This is a genomic window from Chamaesiphon sp. VAR_48_metabat_135_sub (genome assembly GCF_031418915.1).
GTDB lineage: Bacteria > Cyanobacteriota > Cyanobacteriia > Cyanobacteriales > Chamaesiphonaceae > Chamaesiphon.
The window spans coordinates 42407-63083 of record NZ_JANOJV010000024.1; the positions used below are offsets into that span (position 1 = coordinate 42407).

20 protein-coding genes and 3 pseudogenes are annotated in these 20677 nt (G+C 45.1%); 10 read left to right on the forward strand and 13 right to left on the reverse strand.

Features of this window, described 5'->3' with window-relative positions; translation table 11 throughout:
- Positions 1-31: 31 nt before the first annotated feature.
- From trmFO to RMO55_RS01855, 3 genes are read left to right on the forward strand one after another with little or no spacing between them, the layout of a single operon-like run.
- A complete protein-coding gene (gene trmFO / locus RMO55_RS01850) occupies positions 32-1414 on the forward strand; it encodes an FADH(2)-oxidizing methylenetetrahydrofolate--tRNA-(uracil(54)-C(5))-methyltransferase TrmFO (protein ID WP_310422619.1) in 1383 nt (460 codons plus the stop codon).
- The gene (locus tag RMO55_RS22150; protein ID WP_396134149.1) at positions 1401-1481 is read left to right on the forward strand and encodes an element excision factor XisI family protein; all 81 of its coding nucleotides are present in this window, start codon (positions 1401-1403) and stop codon (positions 1479-1481) included. The genes trmFO and RMO55_RS22150 overlap by 14 nt, the downstream gene beginning before the upstream one ends.
- Positions 1482-1500: 19 nt before the next feature.
- Positions 1501-2139 carry a transglutaminase family protein gene (locus tag RMO55_RS01855; protein ID WP_310422622.1) on the forward strand — a complete coding sequence of 213 codons (639 nt, stop codon included), beginning with the start codon at positions 1501-1503 and terminating at the stop codon, positions 2137-2139.
- Here RMO55_RS01855 and lysS read toward each other — a convergent pair.
- From lysS to purS, 6 genes are all read right to left on the reverse strand, one after another.
- Entirely contained in the window at positions 2136-3692 is a 1557-nt protein-coding gene (gene lysS, locus RMO55_RS01860) for a lysine--tRNA ligase (RefSeq protein ID WP_310422626.1), read from the reverse strand. The two genes, RMO55_RS01855 and lysS, sit on opposite strands and share 4 nt — an antisense overlap.
- A 119-nt stretch (positions 3693-3811) precedes the next feature.
- Positions 3812-4108 carry a Mo-dependent nitrogenase C-terminal domain-containing protein gene (locus tag RMO55_RS01865; RefSeq protein WP_396134148.1) on the reverse strand — a complete coding sequence of 99 codons (297 nt, stop codon included), beginning with the start codon at positions 4106-4108 and terminating at the stop codon, positions 3812-3814.
- A gap of 459 nt (positions 4109-4567) precedes the next feature.
- Positions 4568-4981 carry a YraN family protein gene (locus RMO55_RS01870; RefSeq protein ID WP_310422628.1) on the reverse strand — a complete coding sequence of 138 codons (414 nt, stop codon included), beginning with the start codon at positions 4979-4981 and terminating at the stop codon, positions 4568-4570.
- 89 nt (positions 4982-5070) lie between these two features.
- A complete protein-coding gene (locus tag RMO55_RS01875) occupies positions 5071-6996 on the reverse strand; it encodes an amino acid transporter (RefSeq protein ID WP_310422631.1) in 1926 nt (641 codons plus the stop codon).
- A 62-nt stretch (positions 6997-7058) separates the two neighbouring features.
- The gene (purQ, locus tag RMO55_RS01880) at positions 7059-7721 is read right to left on the reverse strand and encodes a phosphoribosylformylglycinamidine synthase subunit PurQ (protein WP_310422634.1); all 663 of its coding nucleotides are present in this window, start codon (positions 7719-7721) and stop codon (positions 7059-7061) included.
- Positions 7722-7850: 129 nt separating this feature from the next.
- Positions 7851-8111: a phosphoribosylformylglycinamidine synthase subunit PurS gene (gene purS, locus RMO55_RS01885; protein ID WP_310422637.1), complete on the reverse strand. Its 261-nt coding sequence runs from the start codon at positions 8109-8111 to the stop codon at positions 7851-7853.
- A 333-nt stretch (positions 8112-8444) separates the two neighbouring features.
- Between purS and RMO55_RS01890 the strand changes: the two are divergent.
- The 6 genes and pseudogenes from RMO55_RS01890 to alaS all read left to right on the forward strand — a co-directional run.
- Positions 8445-8825, forward strand: a pseudogene (locus RMO55_RS01890) (Fur family transcriptional regulator); the annotation flags it as partial.
- A 184-nt stretch (positions 8826-9009) separates the two neighbouring features.
- The gene (locus RMO55_RS01895; RefSeq protein ID WP_310422642.1) at positions 9010-10140 is read left to right on the forward strand and encodes an MraY family glycosyltransferase; all 1131 of its coding nucleotides are present in this window, start codon (positions 9010-9012) and stop codon (positions 10138-10140) included.
- Between the two features lie 2 nt (positions 10141-10142).
- Complete coding sequence (locus tag RMO55_RS01900; RefSeq protein ID WP_310422646.1) at positions 10143-10781, forward strand: hypothetical protein; 639 nt, start codon at positions 10143-10145, stop codon at positions 10779-10781.
- Between the two features lie 32 nt (positions 10782-10813).
- The gene (locus RMO55_RS01905) at positions 10814-11146 is read left to right on the forward strand and encodes a YtxH domain-containing protein (RefSeq protein ID WP_310422649.1); all 333 of its coding nucleotides are present in this window, start codon (positions 10814-10816) and stop codon (positions 11144-11146) included.
- The gene (locus RMO55_RS01910; RefSeq protein WP_310422652.1) at positions 11139-11543 is read left to right on the forward strand and encodes a DUF948 domain-containing protein; all 405 of its coding nucleotides are present in this window, start codon (positions 11139-11141) and stop codon (positions 11541-11543) included. The genes RMO55_RS01905 and RMO55_RS01910 overlap by 8 nt, the downstream gene beginning before the upstream one ends.
- 114 nt (positions 11544-11657) lie before the next feature.
- Positions 11658-14294, forward strand: a complete 2637-nt coding sequence (alaS, locus tag RMO55_RS01915) for an alanine--tRNA ligase (protein WP_310422655.1) — start codon at positions 11658-11660, stop codon at positions 14292-14294.
- Positions 14295-14533: 239 nt separating this feature from the next.
- Here the strand turns inward: alaS and istB are convergent.
- The 7 genes and pseudogenes from istB to RMO55_RS01950 form a co-directional block, all read right to left on the reverse strand.
- Positions 14534-15163 (reverse strand): annotated as a pseudogene (gene istB, locus RMO55_RS01920) (IS21-like element helper ATPase IstB); the annotation flags it as partial.
- Positions 15159-15260, reverse strand: a pseudogene (locus RMO55_RS22155) (glutamate synthase-related protein); the annotation flags it as partial. The pseudogenes istB and RMO55_RS22155, both read right to left, overlap by 5 nt.
- 301 nt (positions 15261-15561) lie before the next feature.
- Positions 15562-16611 (reverse strand): leucine-rich repeat domain-containing protein, encoded by a 1050-nt coding sequence (locus tag RMO55_RS01930; RefSeq protein ID WP_310422660.1) that lies wholly within the window; start codon positions 16609-16611, stop codon positions 15562-15564.
- Between the two features lie 333 nt (positions 16612-16944).
- Entirely contained in the window at positions 16945-17478 is a 534-nt protein-coding gene (locus tag RMO55_RS01935; RefSeq protein ID WP_310422663.1) for a DUF1036 domain-containing protein, read from the reverse strand.
- 175 nt (positions 17479-17653) lie between these two features.
- A complete protein-coding gene (locus RMO55_RS01940) occupies positions 17654-18442 on the reverse strand; it encodes a LamG domain-containing protein (RefSeq protein WP_310422664.1) in 789 nt (262 codons plus the stop codon).
- Between the two features lie 131 nt (positions 18443-18573).
- Positions 18574-19140, reverse strand: coding sequence for a hypothetical protein (locus RMO55_RS01945; RefSeq protein WP_310422667.1), 567 nt, complete (start codon positions 19138-19140; stop codon positions 18574-18576).
- A gap of 438 nt (positions 19141-19578) precedes the next feature.
- Positions 19579-20115: a hypothetical protein gene (locus RMO55_RS01950; protein ID WP_310422670.1), complete on the reverse strand. Its 537-nt coding sequence runs from the start codon at positions 20113-20115 to the stop codon at positions 19579-19581.
- 366 nt (positions 20116-20481) lie between these two features.
- Here RMO55_RS01950 and RMO55_RS01955 point away from each other — a divergent pair.
- The coding region (locus RMO55_RS01955) for a hypothetical protein (protein ID WP_310422673.1) at positions 20482-20677 on the forward strand (196 nt) is incomplete at its 3' end.

The window sequence follows — 20677 nt, forward strand, 5'->3', positions numbered from 1 at the left end:
TGGAACGGTAGACTTAAAATCTTAAATCGTTATGCGCGTTCGGGTGATTGGTGGTGGTTTAGCAGGTACGGAAGCAGCTTGGCAAATTGCCCAGGCTGGTGTGCCCGTGACACTGTATGAGATGCGCCCCCACACTTTGAGTCCCGCTCATCATAGTGAGGAATTAGCCGAGCTGGTATGTAGCAACTCTTTTGGTGCCCAATCTACCGATCGAGCCGCTGGATTATTGCATGAAGAATTACGCAGGTTAGGTTCGATTATCATTAGTAAGGCAGATGCTCATGCTGTCCCCGCTGGTGGAGCATTGGCAGTCGATCGCGGTCGATTTAGTCACGATTTGACTGAAACATTGGCAAGCCATCCCCTGGTCGAATTTTGCCGCGATACAGTGCCAGAAATTCCCCGCGATGGCATTGTAGTTTTAGCAACTGGGCCATTAACAGCTCCCTCGCTAGCCGAGGATTTACAGCGATTTGCGGGGATGGAATATCTCAATTTTTTTGATGCGGCGAGTCCGATTATCGTCGGGGATTCGATCGATAAAAACATCGCTTTCTTGGCTTCGAGATATGACAAAGGGGATGCCGCTTATCTCAATTGTCCGATGAATAAGGAGCAATATTTAAACTTCCGCCAGGAATTGTGTCAGGCGGAACAGGCAGAATTAAAGGATTTCGATCGAGAAACTGCTAAATTTTTTGAAGCCTGTCTGCCGATCGAGGAATTAGCTCAACGCGGGGAGGAAACGATGCGTTATGGCCCCTTAAAACCCGTCGGCTTGTTTGATGGTCGTAGAGGTGATTTTAAAGCTCCTGAGAACCAAATTCATCGTCCCTATGCAGTCATTCAACTGCGTCAGGAAGATAAAGCTGGGCAACTGTGGAATATGGTCGGGTTTCAGACTAATCTGAAGTGGGGCGAACAAAAGCGGATTTTCTCAATGATTCCTGGCTTGCAAAATGCCGAATTCGTGCGGTTGGGAGTGATGCACCGCAACACCTTTATCAACTCGCCGCAATTAATCTCTTCCTCACTCCAATTTCATAGTCGCAACACCTTATTAGCAGCAGGGCAAATCATTGGTACCGAAGGTTATACGGCGGCGGCGGCTGGGGGCTGGTTGGCGGGAACGAATGCGGCTCGGTTAGCATTAGGATTAGAACCGATCGTCATGCCGCGTGTCACCATGATGGGTTCCCTATTTGATTTTATCAGTACTGCCGAATCTAAATATTTTCAGCCGATGCCGCCAAATTTTGGAATTTTCCAGGAGTTGCCGACTAAGATTAAGAATAAGCAAGAACGTTATGGAGCCTATCGAGATCGATCTTTAAGTGCGATCGATTCACTGATTGTCGAGCATTTATGTTTTGCACAGCAACAATCTGGAGTTAGAAGAGATGGGTATCTCTAAAAAGGAAATAGTGGTGGGATTTCACCGTCCTTCCATGCGTGAATATTCAGAATATGCTGTTTCCTGAATTATCATCTCAACTGAACATGGAAAAATATTTACGATCTAGCAGAATAATTGACTGGCAAAATCCAGAAATTGTAGAACTTGCCCATCGTCTCGGCTCAACTTGTCAAACCACAGAAGAAATCGCCAAAGCTTGTTTTGAATGGGTACGTGATGAAATTTATCATAGTCGCGACTATCAAATGAACCCCGTCACTTGTCGTGCATCAGACGTACTAAAGTACAAAACCGGATATTGTTTCGCTAAAAGCCATTTACTTGCCGCATTACTTCGCGCTAATCAGATTCCTGCTGGATTGTGTTATCAACGATTGACTATTGACAATCCGCCAGAGTCGAAGCTTATTTCTAATAATATACCTTGCACTTTACATGGTTTGAATGCAATTTTCTTGCCAAAAATTGGTTGGTATCGCGTCGATCCGCGTGGTAATCGGGATGGAGTTGATGCACAGTTTGTACCACCGCAAGAGAAATTAGCTTTTGAAATTAAATTACCACAGGAAGCTAATTTTGTTGGTGTTTTAGCAGAACCATTACCAGTAGTTTTGCAAGTATTAGAGCAATGCAAAATATGGGAGGAGGTATTACTTTCTGTGCCGGATATATCTTTGGAGAGTGCGTTAATGACAGGGCTAACACACCCTCCAATCGTTTAATCGTCTCCAGATTGTTCGGTCGATTCCGGTTTCAGGAGTGGGAAAGCGATCGCATCCCGAATGCTGGCACAATCACATAAGAGCATCACTAATCGATCGATCCCAATTCCCAATCCGCCTGTAGGTGGCATCCCATATTCTAGAGCGGTGAGGAAATCTTCATCGACATCGTGAGCTTCGTTATCGCCTTCGGCTTTGCGGGCTGCTTGAGCCTCTAAGCGTTCCCGTTGATCGACAGGATCGGTTAATTCTGAGAAACTATTGGCGAGTTCCCGCCCGACTGCGAATAATTCAAACCGCTCGACGATGCCTGGTTTCGATCGATGTGGCTTGGCGAGTGGTGAGATTTCCGTGGGATAATCGAGGACGAAGGTGGGCTGAATTAGGGTTGATTCACACTTTTGCTCGAATACCTCGTTCAAGAGTTTTCCGAGGGTTTTAACGTCATTACAGCCATGAATTCCCGCGTTTTTGACGGCTGTTTGAGCTGTCTCTAGAGAATCGAAGGTACTAAAGTCTAAACCTGTGGTTTCTTTGACGATATCGTTCATCGTCACTCGTCGCCAGGGAGCTGTCAGACTAATGGGGGTGTCTTGATAGCTGATTTCCAAGGTTCCCAGTACTGACTGCGCGACGGTGGTAATCATATCCTCGGTGAGCGTCATCATATCCTCGTAGTCAGCATAGGCTTGATATACCTCGATGCTGGTAAATTCGGGATTATGGCGGGTGGAGACACCTTCGTTACGAAAAATCCGCCCTAGTTCAAATACTTTCTCAAACCCACCGACGATTAACCGTTTTAGGTGTAGCTCGGTAGCAATCCGCAGGTACAGCGGCATTTCGAGGGTATTGTGATAGGTATTAAATGGACGTGCATCGGCTCCGCCGGCTTCTGACTGCAAGACGGGGGTTTCGATTTCGATAAAGTCGAGGTTTTCGAGATAGCGACGAATTCCGGCGGTAATCAGGGAGCGTTTTCTAAATGTATCGCGTACCGAGGGATTAACAATTAAATCGACATAGCGTTGACGATAGCGTTTGGCGACATCGGTTAAACCGTGCCATTTATCAGGGAGGGGGAGTAAGGATTTCGTCAACATCACATATTCGTTGACGAGAATGGATAATTCCCCTTTCTCCGTGCGTTTAATCGTCCCCTTCACGCCGACAATATCACCGACATCGGTTAATTGTTTGAGATGACTAAAAGCGTCGGGAAGAGCTGACATCCCTTCCTCAATCTGCTGCTTATTCAGATAGAGCTGAATCGTACCTGTCTCATCTTGAATACTAAAAAAAGCTAATTTGCCCATCACCCGCCGTGCTATGATTCGTCCGGAGATCGAGACGGGGATATCTACTTCCTCACCACTAGCTAAATCTTTGTACTCTAGCTGTAATGCTGCGGCTTGGTGAGTAGATACCCAATTGTAAGCGTAGGGATTCATCCCTATTTCGCGGAGTTTGTCGGCTTTAACCAGGCGCGTAGCCCGAATTTCGGCTAATGTCGAATGTGGTTCTGGCTGCTGGGGCGACTGTTGCTTGGACATATTAGGATCGATCTAGGCTGGACTCTCTATTCTACGTCAAGCTCGATCGATATTCACCACTTGTACTGAGCGGCTTGCACTGAGCGGAGCCTAAGTATTACCTACCCTCTACCCCCTAATTAGCAATATTGACTGATATCTTCGCCACATTCGTCAGCGAGATAACACATTGCTTTGAACCTAAGCATCACAACTTCCTCGTAAAGGGGGTTGAGTTTGCACATGGGAGGAATGTGTACGAGCGTGCGTCCAAATAAATTGAGATCGCGTTCAAAGGGACATTGAGAGGGGATGAGTTGACAAAGTTTGTGAGCTAATCGGGGATTAGAAATCTTCAGATTGTCCAACCATTCACGCAGTGGTTTGAACAGATCGAATTTGGATGAGTGACGAGGATCAATTGTTACTTGTGACATAAATCCGTTAGAGATAGAACGAGCAAGTTTTGATAGATTAGAAACCATAATATGAGATGTATTAGTGGTGTCGGGGAGATAACTATTCATGACTGCGTTCCTGAGTGAAATGTTCATCTATTGATAAACTACGCACACTAGCAGGCAATTTCCGGAAAGAAAGCGAGATTGGCTTTAACAGTATCGTTCATCAGCATCAATTTACTCCGTTGGTACTGACGGGTTTCCGCACTGCTCTCATATTCTCTTAGCTAATACTCCTCTGGCAACGGTAAATCTACGGAGATATCATAACGCATTCGCCCTTCATTTCAGCGTATTTTCGATCTAATTATTTGTATATTTGAATACACTTTTTCAAATGAAATTTGCCAATTATTAAAAAATTCCGATCCCCTGCTAGTTCTCGTGCAAACTGACCTATTTTGAGTCGTTTGGAGATGACGATGAGAATTAAATTTATCCGTCGAATGCACCAGGAATATAGTCAATTAATAGCAGATGCTCGCCAGCGGTGAGATCCGCCAAAATATGGAGCGGTGTCCCAACGATCGATCGATTTATGGGCTGATGGCGGACGATAGCCACGTCAAAGCGGCAAGGTTGCTCGCATAGGTGTGGATGCTTGAGGAGGAATAGCTCGGCGGTACGGACGATTCTGGCCTGCTTCTGGGGGGTAATAGCCAGTAGTCCATCTGCATCCCAATTCGATCGATTTCGGGTTTTGACTTCGATAAATAGCAGGGTGTCAGATTCGGTGGCGATTAGGTCGATTTCGCCTCTTTTCCATCGCCATCGATGATAGAGGATAAGTAACCCACGCTTAATTAACCACTGGGCGACAACCTCTTCACCTTTTTTGCCTGTATCCATTTTCAACGAGAATTTTGACCATTCCGGTGAGATCCAAAGGCTTCTTCAAAGAAGCCTTTGGATCTATTTTGTCTTACTTATTAATTAACTTAACCGCCGACGTGAATACCTGGGCGGCGGGAAGGATCTGGCTCAGCGCGTCTGAGTACCTCGCGGGTGACTACGGCGGTATCCCCTTCCCCAAACAGCAAGAACCGCAGCAAATACTTAATGGGATTACCTTCTGCCCAGCCAAAATAAGCGTGGGGATATCGATCGGTTTCATTCCGATTCCGAATATCGAGTAAAATGGCGGCAATAGTATTAGGTACCGCAGATCCTTTCGCGCGAAGAATCCGATAGCTACCTACTCGCGCACCTTGAACTTCGACCTTTTGGACAAACTCTGAAGCATCGGAAATCTGAATTTCGAGAAATAGGACTGAATCAGTTTCAGGAATGTGATTATCATCCCGTACTTCTCGTTCTTTTTCATAATATTCCTTCTCATCTCCAACCTGCTTGCGATGGGCTATCAATCTGACGGTATCCTTGGTATCTTGGGCAATGAAGTTTCGAGCTACTTCGTCTAGCTCAATATTGTCTACTCGCAGTTCGGTCGATCGCATCACGCGGGATACTAGAGAAACAATCACGATCGAACCGATAAATAGACTAGCAATCTTTAAACCATCAGGTCGTTCAACAATATTGACGATCGTGGTATAGATAAATAATAGGGTAATTACACTAAACATCGAAGTTCTAGAGATCGAGGCGTTACTCCCTTTCCTAACTGATAACGTTACGGCAAAAGCCGCCGAACTCATTAATACCAATACTCCTGTTGCATATGCTCCACCTTGAGCTTCGACATTTGCATTGAAAATAATCGTCACAATAAAGGCAATCGCCGTAAATACTAACACCAATGGACGAGTCGCCCTCGCCCAGTCTGGAGCCATCCCATAACGTGGTAAATAGCGCGGCACGATATTCAATAATCCAGCCATTGCTGACGATCCTGCGAACCAGAGAATTGCGATCGTACTGAGGTCATATACCGTCCCAAAGCCATCTCCCAAGAATTTATGACTCAAGTAAGCTAAAGCACGTCCATTGGCTGGCCCGCCCGCTTTAAACTCGGCTGCGGGAATTAGTACTGTGGTAATCAAGCTACTTGTGAGCAAGAAGAAGCTCATAATCAGCGCAGCCACCGTCAGTAGCTTGTAAGTATTCCTAATTCGTCCGACGGGATTGTCTTCTGTTTCACCAGGATCGCCTGCTACGAGTGGCATTACAGCGACTCCAGTTTCAAATCCCGACAAACCCAGTGCTAATTTTGGAAATAGCAGTGCTGAAGCGGCTAGCATCATCACGGGATTGCCATGACTGGTAAACAATTCTCGTTGCCAATTCGTCAGTACTGCTGGATTTTGGATAATGTGCCCAATGCCAACAATAATTACGATGAGATTGAGAGATAGATAAACTACCACCAAGACTACCGCTAAACCGACAGCTTCTTGGAATCCGCGTAAAAATACTCCACCCAATAAAGCAATCAATAGGAGGGTAATTATCACCTCATTACCTGCTGCCCACTGATGCACTAGGGGGTTTTCAGTGATATGCGCCGAGGCATCTGCTGCGGATAAAGTGATCGTGATAATAAAATCCGTTGCCACAAACCCCAGTAGACACAGCACAAATAGCTTACCTTGCCACCAAGATAATAGCTGCGCTAGCATCGAAATCGAACCTTCACCGTGGGGGCTGATTGTCGCGACTCTGCGGTAGATCGGCAATGCGCCAAACAGTGTCAGCAAGACTAGAATCAGCGTCGCAATCGGCGACAGCGAACCAGCCGCTAGTGCCGCAATCCCTGGCTGATACCCTAATGTCGAAAAATAGTCAACTCCGGTGAGACACATCACCTGCCACCAGGGATGTGTTGGGTGATGTGTACTATCCTGTGAGCGATGCTCATTCAGTAACCATCGACCGATTCGGGTCCGCTTTTTGACAATTGACATATGGGTTACAGCTTATTCAAGAATTGATAATTGATAATTACCAGCCTCCGAGCGAGCAGATCTCACAACCCAGCCTGCGCCAGATTTTTGAACAACTGAATGCCATCGGCGTTACTGAGGATCGGATCTGCTGCCCGTTCGGGGTGGGGCATCATTCCTAACACGTTTTTGGTTTCGTTGCAAATTCCGGCAATATTATTTAATGAGCCGTTGGGGTTGGTGCCAGCGTATCTAAATAATACTTGTCCGTTGGACTCTAGTCGATCGAGTGTCTCAGGATCGGCATGATAGCAGCCTTCACCGTGGGCGATCGGAAGATTAATTAAGGTGTTATCATAGCCTTGCGTCCAGATGGAATCGGTACTCTCGACGGTAAGAGGAACCCTGTCGCAAATAAAGTGCATGTCACGGTTGCGAACTAGTGCCCCAGGCAGTAATCCTGCCTCTGTCAGCACCTGAAAACCATTACAGATACCTAAAACATATTTACCCTGTTCGGCATGGGCGATAACCTGCTTCATGATGGGCGAGAATCTAGCGATTGCCCCGCACCGGAGGTAATCACCATAACTAAAGCCACCAGGAACGACAACCACATCTACATCGTGTAGATCGGTTTCTTCATGCCAAATAGTGCGCGTAGGTTGTCCGAGTAAGTCGCGGGTAACATATACCACATCGCGATCGCAGTTAGAGCCAGGGAAGACGATTATTCCGAATTTCACAGGAAGGGGGGGGGAGGGTGTGGGGGTGTGGGGAGTGTGGGAAGGTGTGGGGGGTGTGGGGAGGTGTGGGAAGATCGAATAATGATTAAATCCAAATTCACTATTCACTATTCACCATCCACCATCTGTCTATTCACCATCCCCTAATTCAACTCGATAATTCTCAATCACTGGATTGGCGAAAAGTTGGTCGCACATCACATCTAATTGTTTGTGTGCTTCGGCTTCGTCGGTGGCACTGAGACTGACTTCGATGTATTTGCCGATGCGGACGCTTTCGACATCAGTGTAGCCCATATGTGCTAAACCAGACTGTACCGCCGTACCAGCCGGATCGAGTACCGAGGGACGAAGTGTAACGTAAATGCGAGCCTGATATTTTTGCTTCAACGGAATCCCTCAACTTTGCGATAATTAAATGTACACCGATTACCTGCGGTAGGCTTCTGCGAAGGCAGACGCACTCGCGTTCGCCAACGAGCCAACTTAAATCTACCACTCCCAATTGTAAACTAGTAACAAACTTGGCTGTCATTCAGATCGGCATCGATCGTTATTGATAAATCCAGGTAGCGGTTCTTACCAATCCGAGCGATTCACAAAGGCTCTTCCCTAACACCTAACACCTAACACCTAACACCTAACACCCAACACCTAACACCTAACACCTAACACCTAACACCTAACACCTAACACCTAACACCTAGCACCTAAAGCCTTCCCATGAAATCCGATCGAACTCGCAGCCAAGAACGTATTTTACAGCTCCTAAAGCAATTCGATCGAGCGATTTCCGCTCAAGATATTTATGTCGAACTGCGAACTCGAAACCAAACAGTCGGGCTAGCTACTGTCTACCGCGCCCTGGAGAGTTTAAAGTTGGAAGGGATCGTTCAAGGTCGAACATTACCAACAGGCGAATCATTGTATAGTTGTGTGCAAGCAGATCGACATCATCTGACTTGTTTGCACTGCGGACAATCGATTCCAATCGATGAGTGCCCAGTAGAGCAATTAGAAGACAGACTAGAATCACTCCATCAATTTAAAATTTATTACCATACGCTCGAATTTTTTGGAGTATGCTTAACTTGTTTGCCAACAGCAGTAAACAATACCAGCGCAGATCGAGTCACTCATTCACATCACCATCACGATTGCGATCGACCTAAATTAATTATCGATCTAACTAATTAAGGGGTTTAACATCCCTGATTCAGCAACAACTCGCTGACTATTTACAATTTACGACTTAATCCCCCGTCCCCCTTCTTAATCAGGAATCTGCATGACTTTTGAGAGTTTTATGAATTCGATCGGTATTGCCGACCCCCATGGACGCGGTTGGCTAGCCGTAGTACTAACTTTCATGTTCGCATGGATTGTGACCTATTTATTTATTCCGAAAGTACGGACTTTCGCTTTGAAGGTAGGCTGGGCAGATGAACCTAATGCCCGCAGACTCAACCAAGAACCGCGTGCAAATGCGGGAGGATTGGCGATTTATACAGGGGTACTTGCCGCAATTATTTTAGCAGGATGTCTCTCGCCGATCGTGCTGGCGAAAGTACAGGTCGCGATCTTAGCGATCCTGCTCGGTGGCTCGATCCTAGTCATCGTCGGCTTTATCGACGATCAGTTTGGACTACCTGCATTATTTCGGCTGCTGATCCAAATCTTGACAGCACTATTACTGGTAGTCTGTGGCATCCAAATTCATGTTATTTACTTTGGTGCGCCGATCGATGGGATTCTATCAGTTATCATTACAGTCTTTTGGATTGTCGGGATTACCAATGCGGTGAATTTGATGGATGGGATGGATGGTTTAGCTGGCGGAGTGAGCTTCATTACCGCGATGAGTCTACTAGCTGCATCCGCTCAATTTGAAACTAGAGCTGCTGCTACCCTGATTTGTGCAGGTGTAGCAGGGGCAGCATTAGGTTTCCTACGGCATAATTATCACCCCTCACGGATTTTTATGGGTGATGCTGGAGCTTATTTTTTGGGTTATGTTTTAGCTGCTACTAGTATTTTGGGCAATATCAAGGTGACAACTGGTACTTCCCTGATCCCGACAATTATGTTGTTTGTCGTGCCAGTGATCGATACCAGCCAGGTGATTATCAAACGCTTGCTGTCGGGTCATAATCCGCTCAGTACGCCTGGTAAAGATCATCTCCACCATCGGTTATTAGCCCAAGGATTTTCCCAGAGACATTCAGCCGCAATCTTGTGGGGCGTTACTCTTGCTGGCGGGATTATTGCCATGCAGATGCAGGGTGCCAAACAGATGGCGATTGTTGTAACGGCGATTGGGATTGCGTTACTGTTGATAATGACTGTCTGGCTGCGGCTGCGGGCAATTGTTAATTCTCCAGATAGTTCAATTCCACCTCGTCCTGACGATAACCCATAGCATTGGATCGAGAGCTAGGGATTAAGGATAATTTTCACCAAATTGGAGTAAGTAAACTGACTGTACAGGGATGGATGGGGGCGATCGCGGGTGTTTTATCATTAGGTGGATTTTTGCCCTACTGGTGGGCAATTTGGCAGGGGAAAACTCGTCCGAATCGAGCGACATGGTGGATTTGGTCGATTGTCGGCGTTATCATTGCTTTGAGCTATCGTGCCTCGGGTGCTGACTCCACCATATGGGTCCCGATTAGTTACGTCATTGGGCCATTAGTGACTAGTCTCTTCGCGCTAAAATTTGGCGAGGGCGGCTGGACGAAATTAGATCGAATCTGTTTGGTTGGAGTGGGGATTGGTTTGATATTATGGGTAGTGTATCGATCGCCATATCTCGCACTAGGGATTAATATCGGCATCGATTTTTTGGGTGCGCTACCGACTATTCGTAAATCTTTACGTCATCCAGAAGGTGAAGATCTCTTGGCTTGGTCATTATTTACCATTGCCAATCTGCTAAATTTCCTCGCGATCGATCGTTGGCGATGGGAAATTGTTGTCTATCCGATCTATATGTTTCTCGTGTGCTCTACAATTTGCTCGATCTTGTGGTGGGGACGACGGAAAAGAAAAAAATTAATCTAAACTAATACATATCGGTTGAGTGGTATCAATCTATGGCAGATAAAAATCGCGGTACATTTGTCGGCGGCATTTTCATCGGTGCGGCAATTGGTGCTGTCACAGGGCTATTAATGGCTCCCCGCAAGGGTCGAGATACGCGCAAAATTCTGAATAAGACAGTGTCGGCAGTGCCCCAAATGGCAGAAGATATTTCGAGTAGCATTCAACTTCAAGCCGACAAACTCTCGGCTGCTGCTGGCGATCGGTGGCATGATACACTCGATCGACTAGCAACCGCGATCTCTGCTGGCATTGTCGCCAGTCAATCCGTGCGAGAACTAGAAACTTCCACTCGTTCCAAATCTTCTAATGAGGTGGATGAGTAACATTCAACTATCAACTATCGCTTTGACTCTCCTCGATCCGCTGCTATTCCTAGGCTGCTCGATACTGTTGGTTGCTATCAGTTTGACAGCACTAGTGGTTGCTGCTTTCCCAGCGATTCAAGACTTGTCTCGTGCGGCTAGGAGTGCAGAAAAACTATTCGATAGACTCGATCGAGAATTACCCCCTACACTGGAAGCAATTAGACTCGCAGGATTGGAGTTGAGCGATCTGAGCGATGAAATGTCCCAAGGGGTGCAGAGTGCCACTGCAGTGGCGCAGCAAGTCGATCTGAGTCTCACACAGGTTAAAAAACAAGCTGGAAATGTCCAAACAAATACTCGGAGTGTTTGGGTAGGTGTCAAAGCGGCTTGGCGCACATGGCAAGATCGGGGTTAAGCTAGTGTGCTGCCAAACACAATCGATAATGTGAATGTCGCTCTTGGTTATTGCTGAAGCCAAAAATGGCACAATAGAGACATAGCTAATACTGCCGTTCCTACTTAAAATTCTATGTCTGCTCTCAAATTCAGTGGTGCCGAGATACGTCAAGCCTTCCTCGATTTTTATAGCCAGCGGGGACATCAGCCGTTGCCGAGTGGTTCGTTGGTACCGGAAGATCCGACAGTGTTATTGACGATCGCGGGGATGTTACCATTTAAGCCGATATTCTTGGGTCAACGTCAGCCAGATTTTCCTCGTGCGACGACTTCCCAGAAGTGTATCCGTACCAATGATATTGAGAATGTGGGGCGGACGGCGCGGCATCATACGTTTTTTGAGATGTTGGGCAATTTTAGCTTTGGGGACTATTTTAAGGAACAAGCGATCGAATGGGGCTGGGAAATCTCGACTAAGGTGTTTAATCTACCCCCTGAGCGGTTGGTTGTCAGCGTGTTTGAAGATGACGATGAAGCTTTTGCGATCTGGCGGGACAAAATTGGCGTGAATCCCCTGCGGATTAAGCGATTGGGTGCGGATGATAATTTTTGGGTGTCGGGGCCGACGGGGCCTTGTGGGCCATGCTCTGAGCTTTATTATGATTTCCATCCCGAATTGGGGAATGACAATATCGATTTGGAGGATGACAGCAGATTTATTGAATTTTATAATCTGGTGTTCATGCAGTACAACCGCGATGTCAATGGCAATCTCACGCCGTTAGCGAACAAGAACATCGATACAGGGATGGGTTTGGAGCGGATGGCGCAAATCTTGCAAGATGTACCGAATAATTATGAAACAGATCTGATTTTTCCGATCGTGCAAACTGCGGCGGAAATTGCGGGGATTGATTATTTTAATAGTGATGAAAAAACCAAGACTTCGTTGAAGGTAATCGGCGATCATGTGCGGGCGGTTGTCCATATGATCGCCGACGGGATTCGCGCTGAAAATACTGGGCGGGGTTATATTTTACGGCGGTTAATTCGGCGGGTGGTACGTCATGGTAGATTAATTGGCATCGATGCTGAGTTTACAACTAAGGTAGCGGAAAGTGCGATCGCGATGTCGGAAGTTGCTTATCCTAATGTGCGGGAGAAGGCTGAGAAGATTAAGGCGGAGCTTCAGCGGGAAGAAGTTCAGTTTCTAAAAACCCTAGGGAATGGGGAGAAATTACTGGCAAATATTATCGCCGACGCACTTAGTCATGGCGTGAAAGAGATTTCGGGTAAGGATGCGTTTACGCTCTTTGATACTCATGGTTTTCCACTGGAATTGACTCAAGAAGTCGCCGAAGAGCAGGGTTTAACTGTTGATGAAACAGGATTTAATGCCGAGATGGAAATTCAGAAAGTTCGATCGCGTGGTGCGGTAGAATCGATCGATCTCACGGTTCAAGGTTCGTTAGATACCCTCGCAAATACAATTCAAGCAACTGATTTTATCGGCTATCATCAGTCTAATAGTATCGCTCAAGTGGTGGCATTATTATTAGATGGTGAAGTTCGCGATGAAGTAAATACTGGCGCGAATGTTCAAATTGTCTTAGATAAAAGTCCCTTTTATGCCGAATCTGGTGGACAAGTTAGCGATCGAGGTTATATCTCAGGCGAGAATTCATTAGTCTCTATTAATGATGTCAAAAAGGAATCAGCTTTCTTCGTGCATTTTGGCACGATCGAACGTGGAAGTCTGCGAGTTGGCGATACAATTACCGCCCAAATTGATACTGGTTCCCGTCGTCGCGCTCAAGCAAATCATACAGCAACTCACCTACTCCAAGCAGCCCTGAAAAAACTCGTCGATCCTGAGATTTCTCAAGCAGGTTCGTTAGTTTCATTCGACAGATTACGGTTCGATTTTAACTGTTCTCGTGCTCTCACACCTGCGGAAGTTCAACAGGTGGAAGAGTTGGTGAATAACTGGATTACTGAAGCTCATAAAGCAGATATTGAGGTAATGCCGATCGCATCAGCCAGAGCAAAAGGAGCTGTAGCAATGTTTGGTGAAAAATACGGTGATGAAGTTCGCGTCATCGACTTCCCTGGCGTATCGATGGAATTGTGTGGTGGTATTCATGTCAGTAATACCGCCGAAATTGGTGCATTTAAAATCATCAGTGAAGCGGGAGTAGCTGCGGGAGTGCGGCGGATCGAAGCTGTGGCGGGTAATGCTATTTTAGATTATCTCAATGTGCGAGATAAAGTAGTCAAAGAATTGAGCGATCGATTTAAAGCTAAACCCGAAGAAATTCTCGATCGAATCTCGACAATGCAAACCGAACTCAAAGCCAATCAGAAGCAATTGGAGACAGTGAAGGGCGAATTGGCGATCGCTAAATCCGAACAATTACTAGCTGAAGCGATAACGATCGGCGAGTTTAAAATCATTATCGCCGAACTGGGTGATGTCGATGCTAATGCGCTCCAAACTGCGGCGGAACGATTATTAAATAAACTCGGTGAAGGCGCGATCGTATTAGCATCAATTCCCGAACCGGATAAGGTTAGTTTGGTGGCGGCTTTTAGTAAGGGGGTAAATGCGAAGGGCTTACAGGCTGGGAAGTTTATCGGCAATATCGCGAAGATCTGCGGTGGTGGCGGCGGTGGGCGACCGAATTTGGCTCAGGCTGGGGGACGGGATGCGAGTAAGGTGAAGGAGGCTTTGGTGGTGGCTAAGGCGGAGTTGGAGAGTGGTTTAGGCTAGTTAAATGTGTGGTGGGTAATACCTACCACTCGCTCTTCCCATCAATAGTCGTTCTGATTTTAGAAAGTAACTTAATGAAATTTTAATAATCTTGAAAAAGTAAATACTATGCCAAACAAACTTGGTATCCAAACACTGTTAAATGTCAAGTGGTTAGACGTGACGCGACAGGTTATTGTCGGGTAAGTGACGCGAAAGCTTTCCTCAGATCGAAACGACAAGTACAAAAAATAGAGCAGTTAGGAAGGAGAATTATTCAAACGATCGCTAGCAGCCTGACGACGATAGCTATCAGACTTAATCTCAAAGATCGTACCGTGATGCACCAGTCGATCGACAGCAGCGACCGTCATCATCGAATCTGAAAAAATCGAATCCCATTGGCTGAAAGGCTGATTAGCAGTGATGAGAAGACTTTTACGCTCATAACGATGAGCGATTAACTCAAACAGTACTGAAGTTTCCGCCTCAGACTTTTTGACATAGCCCAGATCGTCAAGCACCAGCAAGTCAAAACGATCTAACTTCCTGAGCAAAGCTGGGAGTTGTAATTGCAGTTTCGCGTGCTGCAACTCCTGAACCAAAGCATTAGCAGCAAAGAACTTAGCCCGCTTGCCCAACTCCACCATTCGACGGGTTAAACCAGCAGCCAAATGAGTTTTTCCCACCCCAGACGGCCCAAACATTAGGCAATTTCCAGCCCGCTCCAGCCAAGCAGTATCTTCAGCCAACTGCATCAGTGGTGCAGGATTGAAGTTAGGACAATGGGTAAAATCAAAGTTGGAAAAACTTTTTGCGCTGGGCAGTTGAGCCTCGGCAAGTGCGCGTTGTAGCCGCAGATCGTTGCGGCGTTGAGTTTCTTGTTCGGATGATGTCGGCGTTGGCTTTGGCGACTCCGGCGGCGATCGTACCGATACCGATTTCGGCTACTAGTTTGGCGGAGACGGCGGCTTTGGGGTTGATTTCAAGCTTTGGCGCACATATTTACACGGAATTTTCGATAATGGAACGTGGCTCAGACACTGGCTCAATCAGATCCGCTCCCGCCGCAATCTATCTCCCCTCACCATGGAGGTATAGCAACCGCCGCACTAGTTAGGATATATCAGATCCCCGACTTCTCGGAGAAGTCGGGGATCTAGCTTCACAAAACGTCCTAACCGCCCTGGCGATTGCTATACCAGGGTACGCCAGTCAACGCGAAGAGATTTTCGACAAATTGGCAGATTCGATTTCAGAGTATTTAGATTTAACTAAATTAATCCAATCAAAACTTACAAGTAGTATCGTGACCATAAGAGTTGTGCTTGACTGGGCAAACTTTCTTAGTAATTTGGTTATTACTGAGATCGATCTCGCCCAAGTTAGTCAAGCCAGTGAGTGGTTTGAGATCCCTAATTTGGTTATTGCTGAGATCGAGCCAGCCCACGCTAGTCAAGCCAGCCAACGGTTTAAGATCCTTAATTTGGTTATGATTGAGACCGAGCCAGCCTAAGTTCGTCAAGCCAGCCAGCGGTTGGAGATCCCTAATTTGGTTATGATTGAGCTGAAGGCTGCTCAGGTTATTCAATCCAGCAAGTGGTTTTAGATCGGTAATTTTATTATTGACAAGACCCAGAACCCTTAATTTAGTTAAATTAGCTAACGGTTGGAGATCGCTAATTCGCTGGTTCTCAAGAGTGAGGCTTTCCAAGTTCGTCAAGCCAGCCAGAAGCTTTAGATCGGTACTTCCGCCAACGATATTTAGATCCGTTAAGTTTTTCAAACCAGCGAGGAGTTTAACATCAGTAATGCCATCACTAGTGAAAGATAGTGAAGTCAAATTAGTCAAGCCAGCCAGTGGATTCAGATCCTTAATTCCATTGCCGCCGCTGAGGAAGAGTGTCTCCAAATTAGTCAAGCTAGATAACGGGGTAATGTTTGTAATTCGATTGCTAAGGAGACTGAGATGGGTTAATTTCTTCAACCTAGATAGAGGTTGTAAATCGCTAATTTGAGTTAATTTACCCCAGTCACCGATCGTCAGTTTATTCAAATTAGTCAAACTGGATAGAGGCTGTAAATCGCTGATTTTTTCGCTACTAAGATTAAGTTCAGTCACACTGCTAAGTTTAGCATCAGCTTGATTACAGTCTTTGGTTCGAGCTTGTTTGAGTAATAGATCGATCGTCAATTTTGTAGCAACAGGTACAGAATTCTTCTCTTGACACCATTGAGCAAAGGTTTTGATTTTCGATTGCTGGGTAGCAATCGCCAGTGTCGGAATAGCTTGTAACAAAAGTGCCAATCCGCTGATGAATGTAATAACTTTTTTCATGATGTTTGGTTTCAGATCGGGAGTTTTACTGCTGAGGTTAACTTAAGAAATGCGGCGTTCAATCGCACGTTTGTTCTCTTCGGCAACCTGAGAGCGAACTGCGGGGCTGACACAAACATGGTCATCAGGAGTAACTTCGCGCCAGACATAGCCCTGCTTGCAGGTATCTGGCCCGTAGGGGCCGCCATTTCATCTTTACCAGGTTCACAACTTTGCGTCCGTGAATAAGCGATCTGCAAGCTTGGACTTTGATTCTACAAGTACTATTTGGTTTAAAATTCTTTGTGATATTAGTCCTAAAATTGATATATTAGTCATTGACGAATAAAGCTTTTAGTTTGCGATTGCTGGGGGTAAATTTTGTGAACTTGTCAACGAAACTGTATAGTTAGGTGTGTTCGAGTTGAATGTAATAAATTCAACTGGTTTATAACCTTGATCGCATTTAGATTTTGGTGATGCTGGATCTATTTCGCCAGCATATTGAAAGCTAGCATTTTTGATGCAAAATTTTTCGGTATGTTGGAAAATTTTACTAGTCAAAGCAATCTTTTTATTTACAAATTTAGCGTAGTAATAATGACGAATGCGATCGGAACCATCAGGACGATCGATCTTATCGGCTGGTTCAGTTGAAGCTGTCATACAGGCACCTGGGGAGATCTTCAGCCATCCTTTTACCTTGTAGCTAGTAATCTCGATCGAAGGTCGCGGATCGAATGTTCCTCTGGCGTAGGCAACTTGAATTTGTGAATTTGTCTGATTGCAAAAATCTGTCGAAGCATGAGCAGATGGTGCTAGAATAATCGCACTTATTTGGGTAATTAAGCCGATGAAGATCGATCTGCCGATAGTTTTTAGCATCATTTTTGGTTTATGCTCAATTTTGTGACTTTTGATCGAGTGGTCCGCATAGGCAGCAATTCATGAAGCGGCGGTTTTATATCTCCTGGGGGAGAGGCTTCGCCAACGGAGGGAACCTCCGAATAAAAAAACCGATAAGACATTGCCCCTACTCTAAATTTATAGGGAATTTCATACCTTAATTCGGCAATGTTTTAATTGCTCTAGCGGTAATCTCACTGTCTGTGAGCGGTTGGTTCCAGACTCTTACCTCATCAATATCTCCTCTAAATTTGGGAACGCAATTAGTCCCATAGCCACCGATGTAGAATTTGTCATTTGTGGGCAATCCGTAACCGATGGTTAATGCTGTGGGGGTAGCACCAATTTGTTTGCCATCAACATAGAGCTTAACCATCTTGCGATCGTAAGTACCTGCGATATGGTGCCATTCGTTATCCCAGATCTTGGTACCAGCATCAGGTGATTCGATGTAGGTCTTTCCATCAGAAATATAGAAAATAAGACCCTTACTGCTTCCGGTATAAAAGGCATAGGAGGCGAAACGACAAGCATCTGCTCCTTTGGAAATCACATACTCAGAACTAGCCGCTCCAGGAGCGCGTTTGACCCAAGCTTCGAGGGTAATATTCGCAGGTTCGAGAATGGGTGAATCGGGAATTTCGACGGAGCCTTGCCCTGCAATTTGCAGCGCGGCGGTATCAAACTTGCGGGCGATCCAAGTTGGAAGCTTACCACCAGTGTCGGCTTTCAGGTTGCCTGCATTGAAGTTTCCCGATGAATCTTGGGCAACTTTGCCACGTCCTTCATCGAGATGCCAATTACCGACGATATTGGTGGCATCCGCCGCAAATACAGCCGGAATTTGGATTGAGTTGATGGCAAGAATAGTTACGATACTCAAGCACAATCCGAATACTTTTTTGAACGAAATACCACGCCACTGGATTTTATAGATATTTTTCATGAATTTCTCCTGGGATTGGTTAGAGGCATCTTCAACATGGTGGATCGATCAAGAGTTGTAGGCATTAGATCTTGCCTTACTCAGATCGATCGCTATCGATATCGATCTTGATTAGTACATGGGAACAATTACTACTTAGTTAATTTCGTTCCAGTCCAACGATTTGTTGGCGCGGAATTGCAGTAACCCCATAAACCATTGAAAGCAGGATATGCGTAATTATAAAAATTCAAACGAACTCGACCCCAATAATAACGACCATTGAGTGGAGTGCTACAACGTTGATTCGCCTTATCTTCAATCCAATAACCATTAAAAGTATACTGATCGTCGATCCCCCCGATAATGACCCCATTATCTTGAGTGTAAGTCCCCGATATTTTCCCTGCTTGAGTTGGATCGTTTGACTCAATGAAAGTAATAGTTCCTTCTGAAGATTTCCACTTACCACTAATATTTATTTTTACTACTGAAGAGATAATTCGATCGCGAATATTTTTCTCGATGTTATTATCTCTGATATGTGCGATCTGCTTCGATCGTTTATCTGGGGAGATGCTGCTTGTCTGTGTGGAAAATGATGCTAGATTCGTGGACAAATCTTTCGTTTCATTTGCACGAGCGAAGCTAGAGAAGGTTAATGGTATTAGTGTTGCTAATCCTAAAAATGTCAATGCGACGTGCGATATTTTAATCATTGGTATATCACTGCAATCTTGAATGAGTGAGATTCGATCGTCATTTATTTCTGCGACTGGTTATTTGGTTTTATTTATCTCATAGTCAGAGTAACCACAGGTCTGCCGTTAAAGAGATAAGGTACGCGGACAAAGCATTGTCTTAAATCGGGTGAAGTTGTCGTAAACATTTCAAATCTGTCCGAAATGGAAATGATGTTGCCGGATTGGATGACATACATGATGATTTTGGCTCAGATTTTACACCTAAGATGAATGGGTTTTAAATGAGTCTATTAGTCATAACAAATGTATTAGAGAAAATATTCCCTCGATCTCAAACTTTCTCGATAAAATGTCGATCGCAGTGCAATATAGGCATTTTCAACATGGTGGCTCGATCAATTGTGTAGATGTTGGGTTTCGCATTGCTCAATCCAACCTACAGATCTTTTTAAATTAATTAATACGGGTAAGCACAGCCTCAAAATTCTTCTTAATTGATTCTCTTGTAGGAATAGTTATAATAGGCGGTTGCGATCCCATAGAGCCACCTCCCCAGGAAACACGTATAGAAGCTTTTTTTCCAGCATCTTTAGAAAAGGCTGTAATAGAATAGTTGCATTTGCCAGTCTTGATATCGCCGCTCATTGGTTGGGAGTAATCAAAAATAGGGCTGACGCTTATATTACTACCTGCTGGTGGTGGTGATGTCTCGGTACTTACTAGACGAACTTTTAGATCTTGACATTGCGTTGAATCTTCAAGATTATTCAAGGTTACTTCCCCAGATATAGTGGGGGATTGGGGTCGTTTTTTCAACACTTGGTACACTTTGTAAACTTCTGATGATGGTATGTCCGCAGGTTTTTCATAATTTATCACTGCATCTGTCACTGGATTTGGTTTTGCATCGACTCGATCGAACGATCCAAAGCCAATATTATTGACTATTGAGATCGCCATAGTTACTGTCATCAATACAATATTTTTCATGATTATATTTTTTTGCTAGATAGCTTTTTACTACAGGTTTAAATTGAATCGAGCTTATTTATTAGATCGATTTTGAATGTTCGGCATTTCCCCCTACTAGCTTGAATAGAGGTATTGGCGGACAATTCTAGTGCAAAAAATTCCAACACAATTAACGATCGATTGTATGAATCTTGGGTTTTTACCCCGATCGAGCGTCTATCCAACGTACCGAATCTTTAAAAAAGCGTGTCAGCGGATAACTTGAGAGTATCGAATTGTACTTTCAACTGAATGAAAAATACGTAATTCCTACAATTCAAACATCGATTAGTGCCATAATAATTTGGTAGCAAAAAAAAATGTTGCTCAAACCTGCTAAATTTATTGCTCAAACCTGCTAAATTTAGCCGACTATTTTCGATCGGATATTTTTTATTAGGTACTGCAATGGACTTCCCCCCAGACAAAGAGCCGATCGACATCAGCGATCTCGATGAATTGAGAACTTTGGCCGTGCCAGATGCCGAGATTGTGGGCATGAGTGAAATGGGAAATAGCGCGCAGGTGACGATTTATCAGT